The sequence below is a fragment of the Streptacidiphilus sp. PAMC 29251 genome (genome assembly GCF_054208735.2).
In genome coordinates this window covers 531,995-549,655 of sequence record NZ_CM135725.2, presented here as the reverse complement: position 1 = coordinate 549,655, position 17,661 = coordinate 531,995, and the positions used below count along the sequence as shown (strand labels likewise).

Below are 17,661 nucleotides of genomic sequence, written 5' to 3'. Positions count from 1 at the left end.
CTCGTGGGTGACGTTGAGGACGCCGGCCGGGAACGTGATCAGTGACAGTTTGGTGTACGAGTTGGTCGGCGAACAGGTGCTCTTGAGCTTGTCGATGGCGGCCTGGATGCCGTTGGTGTCGTCCTTGCCGTCATTCGGCACCACGCCGTACGTGGAGGCCAGTTGGGACGGCGTGATCTGACAGGACGCCGATGGGTTGATGTCGGAGGCGTCGGGCAGCGGCTGGCCGCCGCGGTAGCCGGCCTTGCTCCAGTCGGGCAGGCCGGGCAGCGGGGCGCGGCGGTTGGCAGCCGACAGGTCCAGTGCCCGCAGCACGGGCGCAGGGGTGACCCCCGGGGGCACAGCGGACGCAGGGGTGGCAGTGGTCGTGGTGGTGACAGCGGCGCCGGCAGTCAAGCCGGTCGCCACGACACCACTGGCCAGCAGCAGGGCGAGGGTTGCGCCGAACGCTAACCGGCGTCTCTTGGTCGATGGCATCAGATTGTCCCAACATGAAGGGGGCAGGGGTGGGGGTCGCACACCGCACGGCCGGGCATGGTGCCGGGAGTGCGGGCAGGCCGTCTGACAGCTGGGGGATCGACGCGCCGAAGAGGCTGCCGCCGTGTTAGGCGGCTGAGGGAGCATGGGCCGAGCCCGTGCTGAGGGCCGGGTATGCCTCGTAGCACGGAAGCCGCAACGGCCGGAAGACGCTCCGTAAAGCTTTCGTCCGAGAGTTAACTCTCGCCCACTGTGGCCGTCAAGAGTTCTCGTAAGGAAAAGTTTCCTAACTAAAAATCCGGCTCTGCGACGTTTCGGTGCGTGGTCGCCCGCTGGGGAAGCCGGCGACCACAGGGCCGGTGCGGGGCTCAGAGGCCAGGTGTCTCCGGGATCTTGGAAGCGCCCTTGGCAGCTCCGGTGACGGTGTTGGATGTACCGACGACGTTGGGATCCGTCGTGCAGTCGCTCTGGTCCTTGACGTTGAAGCCGTAACCGGAGGCGTTCAGAGTGATGGTGTTCTTGGTGAAGGTGTTGCCGCAGCCGGTGTCGGGCCAGAGCTGCTCGACCTCGGAAGCCGTCGACGAGCCCGTTGCTCATGGTGTTGCCCGTGACCGTGTAGTTGTTGCCCTTGACGGCGACCACGTCGGTGGCGGAGTTGGCTCCGCTCTCGCCCTTGCCGCTGAAGGTGTTTCCGCTGATCAGACCGCCGACCGTGGCCTCCTTGGCGTCGATGTTCTCGGCCGCGATGTTCGGCCCGAAGGTGTTGTTCAGGATCTGGTCGTCGTTGCTCAGGTCCGGCAGGCCGTTGGTGTAGGTGTCCCAGTTGCTGTTGGCGGTCCCGATGTAGACGCCTTCCCCGTAGCCGGGGGCCTTGAGGCCGGTGTCGTGGATGGTCGAGTGCTCGACCACGTCATCGGAGCTGAACTCCCGCAGGTGGATGCCCTCGTCGGCGGTGTTGTACACGGTGAGGCCGTCGAGCACGTCGCTGTTCGCGTGGTCGAGCACGACGCCCTTGGCCGAGTTTCGCCACGCTGAAGCCGGTCAGTTTCCAGTGGTCGGTCTCCAGGTGCAGCCCGTAGCCGGCGCCGAGGTCGCCGGTGGTGTCCGGGTTGGTGAGGATCGCCGAGGTCGGACCGCTGAGCGTGATCGGCGCTGCTGCGGTTCCACTGGTGGTGGCCAGGAAGACACCGGAGTAGGTCCCCGGGGCCAGCTGGATGGTCTGCCCCGGTTTGGCGGAGGCGAGCGCCGCGGTGAGCTGCGCCGCGGTGGAGACCGGCACGGTGGGGCCGCTCGGGGTGCCCGTCCCTGTGGGTGTCGGCGTGGGAGTCGGCGTCGGTGTGGGAGTATGTGTGGCTGTGTGGGTGGGAGTAGGCGTGGCCGTCGGGGTGCCGGCCGTTCCGTAGACCTCGAACTCGTTGACCTGGAATCCGCTGCCGCTGAACTGCTGCAGGTAGAGCTCGATGTAGCGGGTGGACACCCCGGCCGGGAGCTGCACCGTGCTCGTCCCGCCCGTGCCGCTGGTGCTGGCGTTCTGGGTGTGCCACTGCGTGCCGTCGGGGGAGGTCCGGACCTTGAACGAGGTCGCGTAACTGGCGCCCCAGGCCACGGTGACGTGGTCGACGGCATCGATCGCGCCCAGGTCGACGATGAGCTCCTGGGGGTGGGCTGTGGTGCTCTGCCAAGCAGTCACCGTGTTGCAGTCGGTCGCGGCGAGCGGCGTCCCGGCGGCCGTGGCGGTGGCCGTCGTGGGCCGTCCGCAGGCCAGGTCGCCCGGGAGAGCGGCGGCGGCAGCGGGGCCGGTGGACGCCAGGGCCACGGTGAGCGAACCGGCGGCGAGTGCGATGCCGACAGCGAGGGCTGAGCCGAGGAGAGCGGGGTTGCTTCTACGGGGCATGGGGGTCCCTGAACGAAGAAGGGAAGGTCATGTATATGAACTGCGATCATATCCATGACCAATGTGTAAAGTAGGTTAACTGCACGACCTGGCGATGTCCACGGCTGTGTCAACGTCAACTCAACAATGGGTGAATGAGCCCGTTCAGCCCGCAACATCCTTCCTGGAGCCACGATTTGGGGCCGGTGGCAGGAAGGGGCCAATGCCGCACGTCAAAGGGACAGGGTGGTCGTCATAGTGCTGCCGGACCGCAGCAGCACACGCTTGCCAGACCGCGGAGCGCCGGGCTCTGGCGGTTGGGGCAGGAAGGCTGCCGTGCTCGTGCGGGGGAGTCGGGTCAGCTTGAGGGGGCCGGTTCCCGAGGCCTGGTAGGTATCACCGGCTTGGCCGCCGTGGTGGGATCAGCCTCGGTCGGCCCAGGCCCTGGAGGGTGTTCACCGGAGCGTCGCGGACCAGCTCTGCACTGCGTCCGTCGGGCAGATGAACGAGCATGATGTGGCGGGTGGTGCGTTCGACGAGAGTGGCGATTGCCGATGCACCGTCCTTGCCGATGATTGGGGCACCCTCCCGGTGAAAGGCCCCCACCCGGTACTGGTGTGTGCCGGTGCGGGTCAGCTCAGTAGCGAGCCGCCGTCGATGGTCAGTACGGTGCCGGTGACGTAGGGGTTGCCCATCAGATACAGGTGGGATTGTGCGATCTGTTCGGGCTCGCCGATCGTGTGGGTCAGGTTGCGTTCGGCGATGGCGGTGAAGAGTGCTTCGCGCTGTTCTTCGGGGATGGCGTCGTACATCGGGGTGCGGACCGTGCCCGGTCGGATCGCATTGACCGGACCGGGGCGAGGTCGCGGGCCAGGCCGCGGGTCAGGCCCTCGATGGCCGAGGTACCGGCGCTGGCGAGGGCGAACCCGTGGGTGGGCCGCAGTGCGAGCGTGCCGGAGGTCAGGGTGATGGAGCCGCCTTGTCGGATCCTGGGCGCCGCGTGTTTGACGGCGGCGACACGCCCCAGAAGATCACGTCGAAGCCTCGCCGGGCACCGTCGAGCTCCAGGTCCACGACCGACTGCGGGGTCGGCCCCGCGCTGGCGGTGTAGATGAGGTGGTCCAGCGCGCCGACGTGGTGGAAGAGGGCGGCGATCTCGTCTTCCCGGGTTGCGTCGGTCTGGATTGCCTCGCACGCGGCCGGCAGCGTGGCGAGCGCGGAATCAAGCTGCTCGCGGTTGCGCCCGGCGATGGTGACGTTCGCGCCGGCCTGGGCTGCGGCATGCGCGGCGGCCAGCCCCATTCCGGAACTGCCGCCGATGACGACGACGCTCTGATTGCTCAGGTTCATGATGCTTCCTCCGTGTCTGGGTGCGGACTGCTCTGGCCACGATGGAGAGGCGTACACGCAGCCTTTGATGACTCACTGTGACATCACCCTACTCCTGATGTCTCGATGAGACATCATCTGTATGCTTGGCCCATGCCACGATGGGATCCCCAAGCCGAAGAGCGCCTGCGCAATGCGGCCCTGGACCTGTTCCTCGAATACGGCTATGAGAACGTCGTCGTGCAGGAGATCACCGAGCGGGCCAGGCTCACGCGCCGCACGTTCTCCCGATACTTCACTGACAAGCGGGATGTGCTCTTCGCCGGCTCCGAGCAGCTCCCGGCAGTCCTGGGTGACGCCATCCTGCACGCTGACAGCGCCCTGCCGCCCTTCGAGGCCCTCTTGGCGGCGCTCGCGGACACAGGAGACCAGCTCGTCGCCCGCGTAACGCGGGCCGCCGAGCGCCGTGCGGTCATTTCAGCCAGCCCCGAACTGCAGGAGCGTGAGCGCACCAAGTTCACCGCTGTAGCCGAGTCCGCCGAGCGGGCACTGCGGCAAAGAGGAGCCGAGGCCGCAGTGGCGAACCTCTTCGCGCGAGTCGGCGTCGAACTCTTTCAGACCGCCTTCAAGGAATGCACCGAACAGCCCGCACGCGCCTTCTCGCTCTGTCTGCACGAGGCGGCGACCATTCTTGCCGCCGCCCTCCCACCCGCTCGGAGCACCGAACAGTGAACCGCCCCGGATTCGGTGGAGATCTCAAGTTGTGGTTGTGACCTGTGGTTTTGTGGCTGTGAGGTAGTAAGTAGTCTCGTATTCGACGGGTGGAACGTGGCCTGTCTCACCGTGTCGACCAGGTCCGGCGCCCGCGCGGCGGAGGCGTCGGCAACGGTGGTGACGGCGCGCTTGCCGCGGACCGCGTCGGTGATCCCGAGGTCGCGCATCAGCCGCTCGATGGTGCAGTGGGCCACGTCCTGCCCCGGCGGTTGAGCTCGCGCCAGACCTTGCGTGCGCAGGTGTGGCCGGTCGAGCTCGGCCGCGAAGAAACTCGCCGCGGCCTTGAGGATCTCGTTGGCGCGCTTCAGCCGAGGTCGTGCCTGGGCGCTGCCCGGAGTCGACCTGGTCGCGCCGCACCCAGTTGCGCGACCGCCCGCAGCGCGGCTGATACTTCCGGGTAGTCGCCGCGGACCTCGGCGACCATGCGCACCGCACGACGGCGCAGCTCAGGAGGATAGGAAGAGGGACGTGCCATGACTCGAATCCTTACACGAAATCGAGTCCCCACCGAACCCGGGGCTTCAGTCCGTGGGCGTATGTGTGACCTGTGGTGTTCGTGGGTCGGCAGTTGCCTGCCTGGGTTTTCGCCGTCAGAGTGCGGAGGAAGTCGAAGTCGTCGACGAGGGTGTCGGCCAGTTCGGTGAACGCGGTCGCGAGGCGGGCCTCGCGGGGGGGGGTGACGGCCATGGCGTCCCGCTCGACCTGACAACTCGCCGGAATTCCGCTTCGCCCACATGTGACGGGAGGTCGGAGGCACCCTGGCCCGGCGTCGGCGGTCTGTGGTTCCCGGTAGTCGCGCTTCGTACCGCGTGCGGCCCACTGCACCGAGCAACCGCCGTACCGTCTTCCGGCTGATCGTCCCGACCTGCGGAAGAGGGAAATCGCATGGTGCGGGGCTTGGTTGGGACCACAGCCGAGCCCCGACCTTGAAAAGTCGAGGGAAGTCCGCGTAGGTCCGGACGATCGCCTCCACTCGTACTGTGCGGCCGAAGCGTTCCCTGACGGCGGCACCGAGGGCGGTATCGGCCTTCTACCTCGGGCGGACTGCAGCCTCGATGTGGGCGAGTTGGGCGGTGAGGAGCTCCTCGAACACCGCGCGGCGGTCCACCCCGAGGGGGCGGACGTCGCGGGCGAAGTGGGCCAGGGCCGGGAAGCGTTCGGGGTCGGCGCCGAGTACCGCGACGCGGAACAGCTCCATGCCCTGTTCGTATTCTTCGGGGGTGACGGTGCTGACCGCGGCCTCGGAGGCGATCAACGCGGCGATGAGGACCGCGATCCGGTGGTAGCGCGCCGGGATCTGCTCGTCGGGCAGTCCCGACGCGCGCAGAGCCTGCAGCGCCTCTTCCATGACCAGCCGGGAACCGGTGCCGCTTGACGCGTAGCGTCCCCAGACCGCGGCGAGCTGGGGCTGCTGGCCGAAGGCCTCTCTCACGCGCAGGGCCAGGGCCGTGATGCGCTGCTTCCAGTCGCCCTCGGGGTGGTAGCCGTCCATGGCCGCGAGAAGAATCCGGTCGGCGACCGCGCGCAGCAGTTCGGTCTTGCTGCGGAAGTGCCGGTAGAGGCTGGAGGAATCGGTCCCGAGGACCGCGGCCAGCTTGCGCACGCTGAACGAATCCGCGTCGCTCGTGCGCAGCAGCTCCGCCGCCGCATCCAGGATCTCTTCGGTCGACCAGCGTCTTCGGCCTGCCATCTTGCTCCTCTCGCCGGATCTCAGCCTAACCTATGCACTTGGCGTTGCACGCACCGCGTGCATAATGAGGACAAGGGCATGCCGGGCGACCTGCAGGAGGCGGGCCGGCGTGCCGCTCGTGCCCCGATGTCCGGGTCCGGCGACCGATGCGGAGCTCGCCCCGGGCAATACGAAAGGACGCATGACGTGAAGGACCCACTGGATTCCGCGGCGCTGGACGAGGCCATCGACAACGTCCACCGCGCCGGAATGCCTGGCCTGTTCGCCGAGGTCTGCGACGGCGACCAGGTCTGGCACGGCGCCGCCGGGGTCGCCGATGTAGCCACCGGCCGCCCCGTCACCGCCGACATGCGGCACCGGGTCGGCAGCATCACCAAGACCTTCACCGCCGCCGCGGTCCTGCAACAGGTCGAGAGCGGTCGGATCGGTCTCGACACGCCGATCGGCCGGTACCTCCCGGGGCTGGTCCCCGGAGAACGCGGTGACACGATCACCGTACGGATGCTGATCAACCACTCCAGCGGCCTGGCCGAGTACCTCCCGTACGCCTATCCCTCCCTCCGGGCGTTCCCCGCCCTCGCGGACACCGGACCGCAGAGTCTGGAGGACCACCGGCTCACGCGGTTCCACCCCACTGAATTGATCCAGATGGGGGTCGCCGCGCCCGCCGTCGGCACCCCGGGCGGTACGCCGGGGGTGTACTCCAACACCAACTACCTGCTCCTCGGGGCACTCCTGGAATGGGTGACCGGCACTACGGCCGAGCAGTACATCACCCGTAACGTCATCGAGCGCGCCGGGCTCCGGGACACCGAATTCCCCGCCGGACCTGACGTTGACGGGCCGCACTCGCAGCTCTACGAGGCGTGGTTCGGCATGATCGACCCGCCGCGCGACTACAGCGTCTACGACATGTCATGGGTGGGGCCGGCGGCCTCGCTGATATCAACCGTCGCGGACCTCAACCGCTTCTACGGCGTGCTGCTGGCCGGGGAGATCGTCAGCCCATCGTCGCTGGCGCAGATGCAACGCACTGTCCCGGTCGTCTCCCAAGAGGGGAGGACGATCGACTACGGCCTCGGCCTGCACCCGATGGAGGTTCCCGGCCGGGGCGTCTTCTGGGGCCATGGGGGCACGGTCTGGGGTGGTGGAACGCTGGCCATGACCCGTGCCGACGGCAGGCGGCAGATGGCGGTCGCCGTGAACCTGCAGAGGTGGAACAGGCTCGACTCCTCCGGCAAGCCGCAGCCTCACCCCGTCGACGACGCGCTTGCGGCTTTCTGTCGCGTGGCGATGCACGGCTGATCGGGCCGGAGACAGCCGCTTGCGTCGGGACATGGCGAAAGATGCCGACTACGACGCCGTCTTCGAGGCCGAAGACATGGTCGTCCTGCTGAGCGCCCCCGGAGCGCCCCGGATGAACGCCTGCTGCGAACGCTGATCGGCACTGTACGCCGCGAGGTTCTGGATCGCGTTCTGGTGCTGAACAGCGCCGCCAGAACGTCTCCGACACAGCCCGCGACCGGTGCCGCGTAGTGCGGGTGTGAGTGGTTGCTCAGTAGTTCGGCCGCTCCGGGTGCGGCGGATGGACTTCGTCCCGGATCCGCTGCAGCTCTTGCTGTGAGAGGGTCCAGCCGATGTCGCGCAGCGCGGCCTGGCTGCGCTGGGTCATCAGGCCCGCCAGGGAGTGCCCGGCCCTGCTGGCATTGGCCAGGCACAGCTCGTACTGGACGGCCGCGCGGTTAAGGTCGCCGTAGTCGTTGCGGTAGACCTCCGCCGCCAGGTATTGGCCGTAAGGGTGACCGAGCCGCGACGCCTGCAGGTAGAACTCCAGGGCGTGCTCCAACGGCGAGCGGGTGACCGGCAGGAGCCGGTCACTGTGGAGGTCCCCGAGTACCAGCATCGCCTCCGGCTCACCCAGCTGTGCAGCCCTCCGGTACCGGGCGACGGCTGCGGCGAAGGACTTTGCGATCCCCGCCTCGGAACACCCCCGCTGGTGGAGAACGCCCAGGTAGTAGGCGGCGCGGCCCGATCCCGTGCTCTTCAGCAGCCAGGGTGCCGCACCGACGAAGTCCCCCTGCACGAACAGCACGTGCCCCAACAGCTCGATCGCCGCCTCATGCCCCGCATCGGCCGCAGGCCTCAGAAAGAACGCCGCCCCCGACCGGTGCTCGGATCTGCTCCAGCAGTACTGGCCCAGACCGAAGTACTCCTGCGCCGTACTCGGCTCGTGGCCGTCCGTCGTGAAGTTCGTACCGTTCCACCACACCATCACACCCCCACGTCCACCCCCAGCTTTGCAGCCGCGGCACGGTCCCGAAAGGGGCGCCGCTCCGCGAGGGAGTCCGGTGCTGCCGCCCTACTCGGTGCGGTGGGTGCGCGTTCAGCACCAGAGGTCCGAGATGCGTACGGCCGACGCCTGCTGGGCCGCATACGGCCGCACGGCGCCGCCTCAGGGAAGAAGTGGTTGGATGGTCCCAATGTGGCTGATTTGCACCCCTGTTGACGCTGCTGTTGCCTAGGCCTTCTAGGCTCCACGAGCGGGGTCGCGCCGATCAGGTGCATGGCTGCCGCGCTGAGACGGGGTTGAGAAGTGGCGGCAGTGGACGTGGTGCGGGAGTCGGCCCTGGCTGGCCGGGTCGTGCTGTTCGAGGAGTCCGCGCGGGACGGGGCGCAGGCCAAGACATTGATGAGTGCCGGCTTCCGGGTGTGGCTGGCGCAGGAGCAGGGAGCGGTGTTCGGGGTGGACGGGCCGCGGCATGTAGTGTTCGCGGCAGGTTTCCCCTCGGTGTGCGCGCAGGAGTTCGAAGCGACGCGTCAGGTCGCCCTGGAGGCACAGGATTCGGTCAGTCCGGCGGCGATCTGCCGAGGCACCGTGCAGGACGTGCGGCTGGCGCTGAGCGCGGTCCGGGGTGCGGCGCACGCGCGGATCATGGTGATCGTGGCGGCCTCGGAGGCGACGGCGCGCGCCCTGGTGCACAGCGATGCCCGGGTCGCGCTGGCCGGCGGCCTGGATGTGGTCAAGGCGGCGGTGGACCTGGCGGACGGTGTCGCGGTGGACGTGTGCCTGGTGGACGCACCACGTGCGGACCACGCCCTGGTGGCGGAGTACGCGGGGGCGATGACGGCGCAGGGCGCGGGAACGATCGTGCTGGCCGACACCGTCGGCGACCTGCTCCCGGGCCAGACCCGCACCCTGTTCGAGCGGGTCGCAGTCGGAGCGGGGCCGGAGGCGGTTCTGGTCTCGCACCTGCACAACGACCTCGGCCTGGGCCTGGCCAACACTCTGGCCGCACTGGAGAGCGGAGTCCGCGTGGCTGCCTGCTCCTGGTTGGGCATGGCCGAGCGCAGCGGCATGGCGGCCACCGAGCAACTGCTGTTCCTGCTTGCCCACGACCGTGCCAAGGCCGCGCAGGTCCTCGGCCCGGATTGCGAGCCGTGGTGGACGGCGCCGGACCTGACCCGGCTGCCGGGGATCGCGCGGATGGTGTCCGCCGAGACCGGCGTGCCCCTCACCGTCACCACGCCCATCGTGGGCACCGGGGTGGCCACGATCTCCACCGGCACCCATTCACGCACCCGCAGACCTTTCAGCCCTACGACCCCAGCAGCACCTGGGAGTAGCGCCCACAGTGGTGCTCACCCACCTGGCCAGCCGCCGCGTCTTGCGCGCGGTTCGCTGAGCGGCTGGGTCACCAGTTGGACGCCGCCCAGGTCGGCGTCGCCCTGACCTGGGTCAAGGAGCGCGCCTACCGGCTGGGGCAGGCCGTCGTCGCCGACGCCGACTTCGCCGCCTACCTGGACGGCCTCACCGCCGGGGCGCCCTCGGCCTGACGTGACCCGACGCGACCTGAACGGAAGAATCATGCCCACCGTCACGACCCTGGACACCACCGCCGCAGCCGAGGCCCTGAGCACCGGACGCGCCGTCATCCTGCCCAACCCCAGCCCGCTGACCTACGTCGCCGCCGCGACCGTCCCGCAGCCGTCAACACCGCCAAGGGCCGACCCGCCGACCAGGACGTGGCCCTGTGGGCGCACGACGACGCAGTCTGGGGCGAGCTCGCAAATTCCCTCGAACTGTCACCCGCCGCCGCGCGCCAGGCACTCACCCTGCTGCGCACGGAACTGGTCACCCTTCTGGTCCCCGTACGCCCGCGCGCTCCGCTGCCGCAGTGGGCGGCGCCGGCCCTGCGCGCAGGACACCTCCTGCTGTTCGGCGCACACTGGCAGCCGCTGTCCCCCCTGCTGACGCGCTTCCCACGCCTGTACGTCAGCAGCGCCAACCGCACGGGGCAGCCACCCGTCGCGTCCGCCGCAGCAGCGGCGACGATGTTCGGCCCCGCTGTTCCGGTCCTCGACGGGGACGCCTTGCGCGACATCGACGCCCCCCACGCCGCCACCACCATGCTGCGCATCGCACCCGACGCAACCCTGACTCACATCCGCCGTGGAGCCCAGGACCAGGCCACGGGCCGGACCCCACCACTACCTGGAGCACCTGCGCACGAAAGAACCGGCACGACCGACGGCACCGTGACCGGCGGCGGGGCCTGAGGCATGGAGGGAGTCGCCGTCCGCTCAGATCTCTGCCCCGTCGAAGGCAGCACGTACACCTGTACTGATCTTCGTGAGCACCGCAGTGAGCGCGGGACGGCAGGCATTGAGAGCGGCGGCAAGATCGGCCGCACTCAGATCCGTACGCGCGCGGATCGCCGCTGACCGACCCTGTTGCGCGCGAGCCTCGTCCAGTGCGTCGGCAATGGCGGGAAGCCGGGTCTTGAGCGCGGCATCGAGGGCGTCGTCGTCGCCCCCGGTGTGCTGGACCGTGATGCGGGGTTCCGCGACGCGGCGACCCCGGTGAGGTAGGCAGTGTAGGCCTTGCTGTTGACCTCGTCGGATATGCGTACCGTCCACCGGAACATCCCCGTCACCGTTCGGACCGCGGGGGTCTGCGGATAGGCCCGGTAGTTGGCCAGGAGGAAGTCCTGGACCCCCGCGGAGGCGGCTGCGATCTCCCGGGCGTAGTCGTACGCCCCGCTGTCGACGAAGCCGGCGGCAGGACGCGGTTCGAGGACCTGGTGGACCTTCTCGAACACTGCGGTCCAGCCCGGCGACTGGGACTCCAGCGCCGCGACGCCGCCGCCCTGGGGCCCGAGGCAGAACGCGGTCACCTCCTCCAGGTACTTCGGCAGTTGCCGTCGCGCCCAGGCGATCTTGGCTGCGTCCCCGCCGTAGACGGAGCCCAACCGAAGTGCGCCCTTGACCAGGACGTGAGCAGGCGTCGGCTGATAGCCCAGGTTCAGCGAGCGTCCTTTGTGCTCCTCGATCTCCGGATTCGAGAAGTAGGGGAAGGACCGCACGGCCTGTACGCCGTCGGGCGCCAGCGAGCCGAGCCCGACGATCCTCGGCTCCAGCCTCTCCTTCGACAGGTCAGCAGTCGGCCCGTCCGGCATGAGATCAGCATCCTCTCGATCGGCCCCACCAGTCTGCCAGCATCTGCTTAATCAGGTCCCTTGACTGCCAGGGATATTCAACCGAATCCGCAGGTGTCGAGTCGCCGGATCCGCCCCGGACGGGGTGCGGGGCAGCGGCACCGCCGTGAGTGCTCTCCTCGGCTCTCGCGCGACACTTGGGCTGCGGCTGGCAGGAGTGGGGCGCTCGGCCGCCGTCGAGGGAGAGGGGGAAGCGAACCAGGGCACCTCCGCAGTTGGACGCCGCGCGTACCCGAGGTGACCATTCGTCAAATTACCTGGTCCTGGGGTTGGTAGCACTACCCAACGATCCAACTCACCGGACAAGCTTGGCCCGTTCGGGCGAACCAGACCCGAAAGCCCGCGGCCCGGCCGCAGGCCGGAGCGATGCGGAAAGCGAGCGTTGCGCCGTGAGCACTGTTCAGGTCAAGCGCAGCCCGCGGGTCGAGGGCCCGGCCATGCCCGAGGGCGAGGCGGAGTTTGGCCGAGCCGCCCGTGCTGGGCGAGCCCGCCTCGGCGGACCTCGGCTCCGCGCTCCTCTACCTGCCGATGGGGCTCGGTGTCGGCGCGATGGCGCTGATGTTCTCCATGCGCAGTGCTGGGCCGAGTACCTACATGATGTCCGGGATGATGGGCGTGGCCATGGTCAGCATGACGCTGACGCAGCTCGGCCGCTCCGGCGGCGAGCGCCGCCGCCGGATGCACGCCGAGCGCCGCGACTACCTGCGCTACCTCGGCCAGAAGCGCCGTCAGGCGCGCCAGGCCGCGGACGCGCAGCGGGCCGCACTGCTCTGGGACAACCCCGACCCGGTCCGGCTGACCGCCTTCGTGCAGGGACCGCGCCTGTGGGAGCGGAGGCCCGGGCACGAGGACTTCGCCCGGGTGCGGATAGGGCTCGGACCACGCCGTGCGGCCATGGAGTTCCTGCCCCCGCAGACCCGCCCGGTGGAGGACCTGGAGCCGCTCGCGGCGGTCTCGCTGCGCCGCTTCACCAAGGCCCATCAGGTGGTGCCCCGGCTGCCGATCCCGGTCTCACTGCGGCGGCGGTTCACCGCTGTCGAACTGGTCGGCTCCGGCGCCGACGCGCTCGCGCTGGCCCGCGCCGTCATCGGTCAACTGGTCGCGTTGCACTCGCCGGAGGAACTGCGCGTCGCGCTGCTCGGCGGTCCCACGGCGCAGGCCGACTGGGACTGGCTCAAGTGGCTGCCGCACAACTCCCACCGCAGTGAGGAGGACGACGCCGGGCCGCTGCGGCTGGCTGCGGACGACCACGACGCGCTGCTGGACCTGCTCGGCTCCGAGGTGCGCGACCGGCCCGACCACGACCCGGCCGCATCGCCGAGCACCGCCGAGCCCTACGTCGTCATCCTCGCCCAGGGCCTGCCGCTGCCGGGCTCCTCCCGGCTGCTGACCGGCGGCCTGCGCAATGTGCTGCTGCTGGACGCCACCGGCGCGATGACCGGCGGACCCAAGGTGCTCCGGCTGGCACTGCGCGGCGGCACGGTGGAGTTCCCCAGCGGGGAGTCGACCGTCACCGCCGAGGCGGACGCGCTGAGCGCCGCCGGGGCGGAGACCCTCGCCCGCACTCTGGCCCCGTTCCGCACCGGCGGCAGTGTGGACCTGGCCGACCGGGCGCTGGAGTCCGACCTCGACCTCTCCGCGCTGCTCGGCATCCGCGACCCGCACGGTTTCGACGTGGCCGCCAAGTGGCGCCCGCGGCTGGAGCAGTCGGCCCGGCTCAAGGTGCCGCTCGGCGTCACCGACGAGGGCGAGGTCGTCGAGCTGGACCTGAAGGAGTCGGCGCAGGGCGGCATGGGCCCGCACGGCCTGCTGATCGGGGCCACCGGCTCGGGCAAGAGCGAACTGCTGCGCACCCTGGTCACCGGTCTGGCCGTCACGCACTCCTCCGAGGTGCTCAACCTGGTGCTGGTGGACTTCAAGGGCGGCGCCACCTTCCTCGGCATGGACCGGCTGCCGCACACCTCCGCCGTGATCACCAACCTGGCCGACGAGATCCACCTGGTCGACCGGATGCGCGACTCCATCAACGGCGAGATGATCCGCCGTCAGGAGCTGCTGCGCACCGCCGGGTACTCCTCCCTCTACGACTACGAGAAGGCGCGCGGCGGCGGCGCGGACCTGGCCCCGCTGCCCTCGCTGCTCGTCATCGTCGACGAGTTCTCCGAGCTGCTGGCCAGCAAGCCGGAGTTCGTCGACCTCTTCGTCTCCATCGGCCGCCTCGGGCGCAGCCTCGGCGTGCACCTGCTGCTGGCCTCACAGCGGCTGGACGAGAGCCGTATCCACAAGGTGGAGGGCCACCTGTCCTACCGGCTGGCCCTGCGCACCTTCTCCGCCATGGAGTCCCGCTCGGTGATCGGTGTGGCCAGCGCCTACGAGCTGCCCTCCGCCCCGGGCAACGGCTTCCTCAAGATCGACACCACCAACCTGGTCCGGTTCAAGGCCGCCTACGTCTCCGGTCCCGCCCCGGAGCGGGTCGAGGGCGTCACCGTCGAGAGCGCCGGGGCCGACGCCGGACTCGAGGTCGTCCCGTTCGCCCTGGCCCGGCAGGGGCGGCTGTTCTCCGAGCGGATCGAGGAGCTGACCGCCACCCGCGAGCAGCAGCAGGAGCGGCCGGCCGTGAACACCTCCGAACCCGCCGAGCCAAGGGAGAGCCTGCTCGAACTGCTGGTCGGCCGACTGGAGGAGGCCGGCCCGCCGGCCCGCCAGGTCTGGCTCGCCCCGCTCAACTCCTCACCCAGTCTGGACGAACTGCTGCCCGGCATCGTCCCTGACCCGGCCCGCGGCATGTCCGCGCCGGGCCCGGCCGGGCCCGGCTCGCTGCGGGTCGCCCTGGGCATGGTGGACCGCCCCTACGAGCAGTTGCGGGAACTGCTGGTGGCCGACCTCTCCGGCGCCGCCGGCCACGTCGGCCTGGTCGGCGCCCCGCAGACCGGCAAGTCCACGCTGCTGCGCACGCTGATCCTCTCGCTGGCGCTGACGCACACCCCGGAGGAGATCCAGTTCTACTGCCTGGACTTCGGCGGCGGCGGCCTGGCCTCCACGTCCGGGCTGCCACACGTCGGCTCGGTGGCCTCCCGGCTCGACCGGGACCGGGTGCTGCGCACCGTCGCCGAGCTCAGCCAGCTGCTGGAGCGACGCGAGCAGGCTTTCGCCGACCTGGGCCTGGAGTCCATGACGGCCTACCGCGCGCAGCGCGCCCGGGGCGGCGTCGAGGACCTCTACGGCGATGTCTTCCTGGTCGTGGACGGCTGGTTCACGCTCCGTCAGGACTACGAGGACCTGGAGCCCAGGGTCATCGAGCTGGCCGCGCGCGGCCTCTCCTTCGGCATCCACGTGATCGCCTCCGCCGTGCGCTGGTCCGAGCTGCGGCCCCGGCTGCGCGACCTGCTCGGCACCAAGTTCGAGCTGCGGCTCGGCGACCCGATGGAGTCCGAGGTCGCCTCGCGGGTCGCCCAGGCCGTCCCGCACCGCCCCGGCCGCGGCATCACCTCCGGCAGCCACCACTTCCTCTCCGCCCTGCCCCGGCTGGACGGCTCCGCCGCCACCGCCGACCTCACCCAGGCCACCAAGGCGGCCGTCGCCGAGATCGACACCTTCTGGACCGGCCCCACCGCCCCAAGTGTGCGACTGCTGCCCACCCGGTTGACGGCGGCCCAACTGCCGCCCCCCGAAGGCGATCTGAAGATCGCCCTAGGCTGGGACGAACAGCGGCTCGAACCCGTCCGGCACGACTTCTCGGCCCAGGCCCACCTGATGGCCTTCGGCGACGGAGAGACCGGCAAGACCAACGCGCTGCGCCTGGTCATCCGCGCTCTCACCGAGCACTGCACTCCCGACCAGGCCCGGATCATGGTGGCCGACCCCGGCCGCGGCCTGCTGGCCAGCGTGCCGGAGGAGTACCGGGTCGGCTACGCCGTCGAACGCGACGCATTGGCCGTGCTCGCGACCAACGCGGCCGTCTCGATGAACAAGCGGGTGCCGGGTCCGGAGATCACCCCTGAGCAACTGGCCCGCCGCGACTGGTGGCAGGGCCCCCGGCTGTTCGTGGTGGTCGACGACTACGACCTCTTCGGCGGCGCGGCGGGCACCCCCTCGCCGCTCGCCCCGCTGCTGCCGCTGCTGGCCCAGGGCCCGCACATCGGCATGCACCTGGTGGTGGCCCGCAGCACCTCCGGCGCGATGCGGGCCATGTCCGACCCGCTGCTGCGCCGCATGTGGGAGCTGGGCAACCCGGCGCTGCTCTTCTCCTACCCCAAGGAGGAGGGCAAGTTCATCGGCGAGGCCAAGCCCCGCACACTGCCCGCGGGCCGTGCCCAGCTGGTCACCCGGCGCTCGGTCCGGCTGGTGCAGACGGGCCTGGTGGAGGGCCGGTGACCACGACCCGACCGGCGCCGCCGACACCGACACCGGCCCCGGCCGCTCCGCCGAGCCGCCGTCACCCGCCGGCCCGCCGCAACCCGCTGCGCCGCCGCAACCCGCCGGCCCGCCTCCGAGACCCGAACCTCCTCCGCGACCCGAACAGGAGCACCATGCCGCCCACCGCGACCGCGCCGACCCTCACCGGCACCGAGGTGTGCCGGCTCACCGTGGTCGGACCGGGTGGCAGCGCCGACCTGGCCGTGCCGGTGGCCACCCCTGTCTCCGCGCTGCTGCCGGTGCTGCTCCGTCGGCTCGGCACCCCCGTCCCGGCCGCCGCTCCGGTGCCCACCCAGGGCAGCACGGCAGCCCCTGGCCCCGCCCCCGCCCCCGCCCCCGCCGTCGAGCCGGGCACCGCCTGGGTGCTCCAGCGCCTCGGCGAGGACCCGCTGGACCCGGACGGCACCGTCGAGAGCCACCGGCTGCGCCACGGCGAGACACTGCACCTGCGCCCGGCCGGCGACCCGCTGCCCGCGCTGCACTTCGACGACCTCGCCGACGGAGTCGCCCATGTGGTGAGCGCCCGCCCCGGCCGCTGGGAGCCGAGCACCACCCGCGGACTCGCGCTGGCCCTGTCCGTCCTCGCGCTGCTGGCCCTGGCCGTGGGACTGCTCGGCGGCGGTCCTGGTGCCGCCACCGCGCTCGGCGCCGGCAGCACGGCCGTGCTGCTGGGGGCGTCCGCCGCCGCTGCCGCGCCCAGCCGTGACCGCACGGCCGCGGGAACCCGCTCGGTGGCCACCGTGGCGGGCCTCGGCGCGCTGGCCTTCGGCGGCCTGGCCGGGCTGACCTTCCGTCAGGGCCAGCACGGCGGCTACGCCCCCGGCCTGCCCGGCGTGCTGACCGCGGCCGGCTGCGTCGCCGTGCTGGCCGGCGCCCTGCTGGCCCTGCGCGCACTGTCGCCGCTGCTGCCCGGCACCGCGCTGCTCACCGCCGTGGCCACCGCAGTCGGCGGCGGACTGATGCAGGCCGCCCACTGGCACGGCGCACAGGCCGTCGGCATCGTCGCGGGCGGGCTCTTCGTGCTCGGACACCTCGGCCCCCGGCTGGCCCTGCGCGCCGCCCGGCTCCGGGTGCCCGCGCTGCCGCACAACGCCGAGGAACTGCAGCGGGAGCTCGACCCCGAGCCGCAGGAGCGGGTCGAGCAACGGGTCGACTTCGCCAATGCCTGCCTGGACGTGCTCAGCCTCGGCTCCGGCCTCGTCTACGCCGTCGGCTTCTGGTATCTGACGCACGATCACGGCTGGATCGGCTGGGTACTGCCGCTGGTCCTCGCCGCCGCCGTGCTGCTGCGTGCACGCGGCCTGGTCCGCATCCCGCAGCGGGCGCCGACAGTGCTCTCCGCGGCCTTCGGCCTGGCCGTGCTACTGCTGGTGCGGGCAGTACCCGGCGGCCCCGGCCACCGGCTGGCCCTGCTCGCCGTGCTGCTGGCGGGCGCGGCCCTGCTGCTGCTCGCCGCGCTGCGACTGCCCACCGCCCGGCTGCTGCCGATCTGGGGCCACGCGGGCGACCTGCTGGAGACGGCCACCGCCGTGGCGCTGCTGCCGCTGCTGCTGCAGACCCTGCACGCCTACGGCTACTTCCGTTCGCTGGCCGGCTGAGAGGGGACG

Annotated in this window: 14 protein-coding genes and 2 pseudogenes; 8 read left to right on the top strand and 8 right to left on the bottom strand. The window is 70.7% G+C overall.

All coding sequences use genetic code 11. From position 1 onward, the window contains the following. Positions 1-34 precede the first annotated feature (34 nt). Positions 35-181 carry a hypothetical protein gene (locus ACXKR8_RS02805; RefSeq protein WP_462100278.1) on the top strand — a complete coding sequence of 49 codons (147 nt, stop codon included), beginning with the start codon at positions 35-37 and terminating at the stop codon, positions 179-181. A gap of 1,206 nt (positions 182-1,387) precedes the next feature. Here ACXKR8_RS02805 and ACXKR8_RS02800 read toward each other — a convergent pair. The 4 genes and pseudogenes from ACXKR8_RS02800 to ACXKR8_RS02785 all read right to left on the bottom strand — a co-directional run bounded on the left by ACXKR8_RS02800 (position 1,388) and on the right by ACXKR8_RS02785 (position 3,700). Then, positions 1,388-2,371: a discoidin domain-containing protein gene (locus ACXKR8_RS02800; RefSeq protein WP_462100277.1), complete on the bottom strand. Its 984-nt coding sequence runs from the start codon at positions 2,369-2,371 to the stop codon at positions 1,388-1,390. Between the two features lie 417 nt (positions 2,372-2,788). Then, positions 2,789-2,944 (bottom strand): annotated as a pseudogene (locus ACXKR8_RS02795) (IS30 family transposase); the annotation flags it as partial. Between the two features lie 38 nt (positions 2,945-2,982). Continuing rightward, positions 2,983-3,189 (bottom strand): SDR family oxidoreductase, encoded by a 207-nt coding sequence (locus ACXKR8_RS02790; RefSeq protein ID WP_462100751.1) that lies wholly within the window; start codon positions 3,187-3,189, stop codon positions 2,983-2,985. Positions 3,190-3,310: 121 nt separating this feature from the next. Then, positions 3,311-3,700: an SDR family NAD(P)-dependent oxidoreductase gene (locus ACXKR8_RS02785; protein ID WP_462100276.1), complete on the bottom strand. Its 390-nt coding sequence runs from the start codon at positions 3,698-3,700 to the stop codon at positions 3,311-3,313. A 132-nt stretch (positions 3,701-3,832) separates the two neighbouring features. On the opposite strand from ACXKR8_RS02785, the gene ACXKR8_RS02780 reads away from it, so the two are divergent. Then, complete coding sequence (locus ACXKR8_RS02780) at positions 3,833-4,411, top strand: TetR/AcrR family transcriptional regulator (RefSeq protein ID WP_458271294.1); 579 nt, start codon at positions 3,833-3,835, stop codon at positions 4,409-4,411. A 267-nt stretch (positions 4,412-4,678) separates the two neighbouring features. On the opposite strand, the pseudogene ACXKR8_RS02775 reads toward ACXKR8_RS02780, so the two are convergent. Continuing rightward, positions 4,679-4,928, bottom strand: a pseudogene (locus ACXKR8_RS02775) (IS3-like element ISMyma3 family transposase); the annotation flags it as partial. A 555-nt stretch (positions 4,929-5,483) separates the two neighbouring features. Beyond that, on the bottom strand, positions 5,484-6,143 hold the full coding sequence (locus ACXKR8_RS02770) for a TetR/AcrR family transcriptional regulator (protein WP_458271293.1): 660 nt from the start codon (positions 6,141-6,143) through the stop codon (positions 5,484-5,486). A gap of 186 nt (positions 6,144-6,329) precedes the next feature. Here ACXKR8_RS02770 and ACXKR8_RS02765 point away from each other — a divergent pair, with 186 nt between their 5' ends. Next, the gene (locus tag ACXKR8_RS02765; protein ID WP_458271292.1) at positions 6,330-7,448 is read left to right on the top strand and encodes a serine hydrolase domain-containing protein; all 1,119 of its coding nucleotides are present in this window, start codon (positions 6,330-6,332) and stop codon (positions 7,446-7,448) included. A gap of 250 nt (positions 7,449-7,698) precedes the next feature. Here the strand turns inward: ACXKR8_RS02765 and ACXKR8_RS02760 are convergent, their stop codons facing one another. Then, on the bottom strand, positions 7,699-8,415 hold the full coding sequence (locus tag ACXKR8_RS02760; RefSeq protein WP_458271291.1) for an SEL1-like repeat protein: 717 nt from the start codon (positions 8,413-8,415) through the stop codon (positions 7,699-7,701). Between the two features lie 321 nt (positions 8,416-8,736). Here ACXKR8_RS02760 and ACXKR8_RS02755 point away from each other — a divergent pair, with 321 nt between their 5' ends. The 3 genes from ACXKR8_RS02755 to ACXKR8_RS02745 all read left to right on the top strand — a co-directional run bounded on the left by ACXKR8_RS02755 (position 8,737) and on the right by ACXKR8_RS02745 (position 10,700). Further along, positions 8,737-9,873 carry a 2-isopropylmalate synthase gene (locus ACXKR8_RS02755; protein ID WP_462100275.1) on the top strand — a complete coding sequence of 379 codons (1,137 nt, stop codon included), beginning with the start codon at positions 8,737-8,739 and terminating at the stop codon, positions 9,871-9,873. Then, positions 9,843-9,977 (top strand): hypothetical protein, encoded by a 135-nt coding sequence (locus ACXKR8_RS02750; protein WP_462100274.1) that lies wholly within the window; start codon positions 9,843-9,845, stop codon positions 9,975-9,977. Before ACXKR8_RS02755 ends, ACXKR8_RS02750 begins: the two co-directional genes overlap by 31 nt. A gap of 189 nt (positions 9,978-10,166) precedes the next feature. Continuing rightward, entirely contained in the window at positions 10,167-10,700 is a 534-nt protein-coding gene (locus ACXKR8_RS02745; protein WP_462100273.1) for a hypothetical protein, read from the top strand. 134 nt (positions 10,701-10,834) lie between these two features. Here ACXKR8_RS02745 and ACXKR8_RS02740 read toward each other — a convergent pair whose 3' ends face one another. Then, positions 10,835-11,599, bottom strand: a complete 765-nt coding sequence (locus ACXKR8_RS02740; protein ID WP_462100272.1) for a hypothetical protein — start codon at positions 11,597-11,599, stop codon at positions 10,835-10,837. A 498-nt stretch (positions 11,600-12,097) separates the two neighbouring features. Between ACXKR8_RS02740 and eccCa the strand changes: the two genes are divergently transcribed. Then, positions 12,098-16,012, top strand: coding sequence for a type VII secretion protein EccCa (gene eccCa / locus ACXKR8_RS02735; protein WP_462100271.1), 3,915 nt, complete (start codon positions 12,098-12,100; stop codon positions 16,010-16,012). Then, positions 16,009-17,652: a type VII secretion integral membrane protein EccD gene (eccD, locus tag ACXKR8_RS02730; RefSeq protein WP_458271286.1), complete on the top strand. Its 1,644-nt coding sequence runs from the start codon at positions 16,009-16,011 to the stop codon at positions 17,650-17,652. Before eccCa ends, eccD begins: the two co-directional genes overlap by 4 nt. The last annotated feature ends 9 nt before the right edge of the window (positions 17,653-17,661 follow it).

Excerpts from the sequence above, each read along its gene's own strand:
- ACXKR8_RS02800 (WP_462100277.1), bottom strand. The coding sequence starts at position 2,371 with ATGCCCCGTAGAAGCAACCCCGCTCTCCTCGGCTCAGCCCTCGCTGTC.
- ACXKR8_RS02785 (WP_462100276.1), bottom strand. The coding sequence starts at position 3,700 with ATGAACCTGAGCAATCAGAGCGTCGTCGTCATCGGCGGCAGTTCCGGA.
- ACXKR8_RS02780 (WP_458271294.1), top strand. The coding sequence starts at position 3,833 with ATGCCACGATGGGATCCCCAAGCCGAAGAGCGCCTGCGCAATGCGGCC.
- ACXKR8_RS02770 (WP_458271293.1), bottom strand. The coding sequence starts at position 6,143 with ATGGCAGGCCGAAGACGCTGGTCGACCGAAGAGATCCTGGATGCGGCG.
- ACXKR8_RS02760 (WP_458271291.1), bottom strand. The coding sequence starts at position 8,415 with ATGGTGTGGTGGAACGGTACGAACTTCACGACGGACGGCCACGAGCCG.
- ACXKR8_RS02740 (WP_462100272.1), bottom strand. The coding sequence starts at position 11,599 with ATGCCGGACGGGCCGACTGCTGACCTGTCGAAGGAGAGGCTGGAGCCG.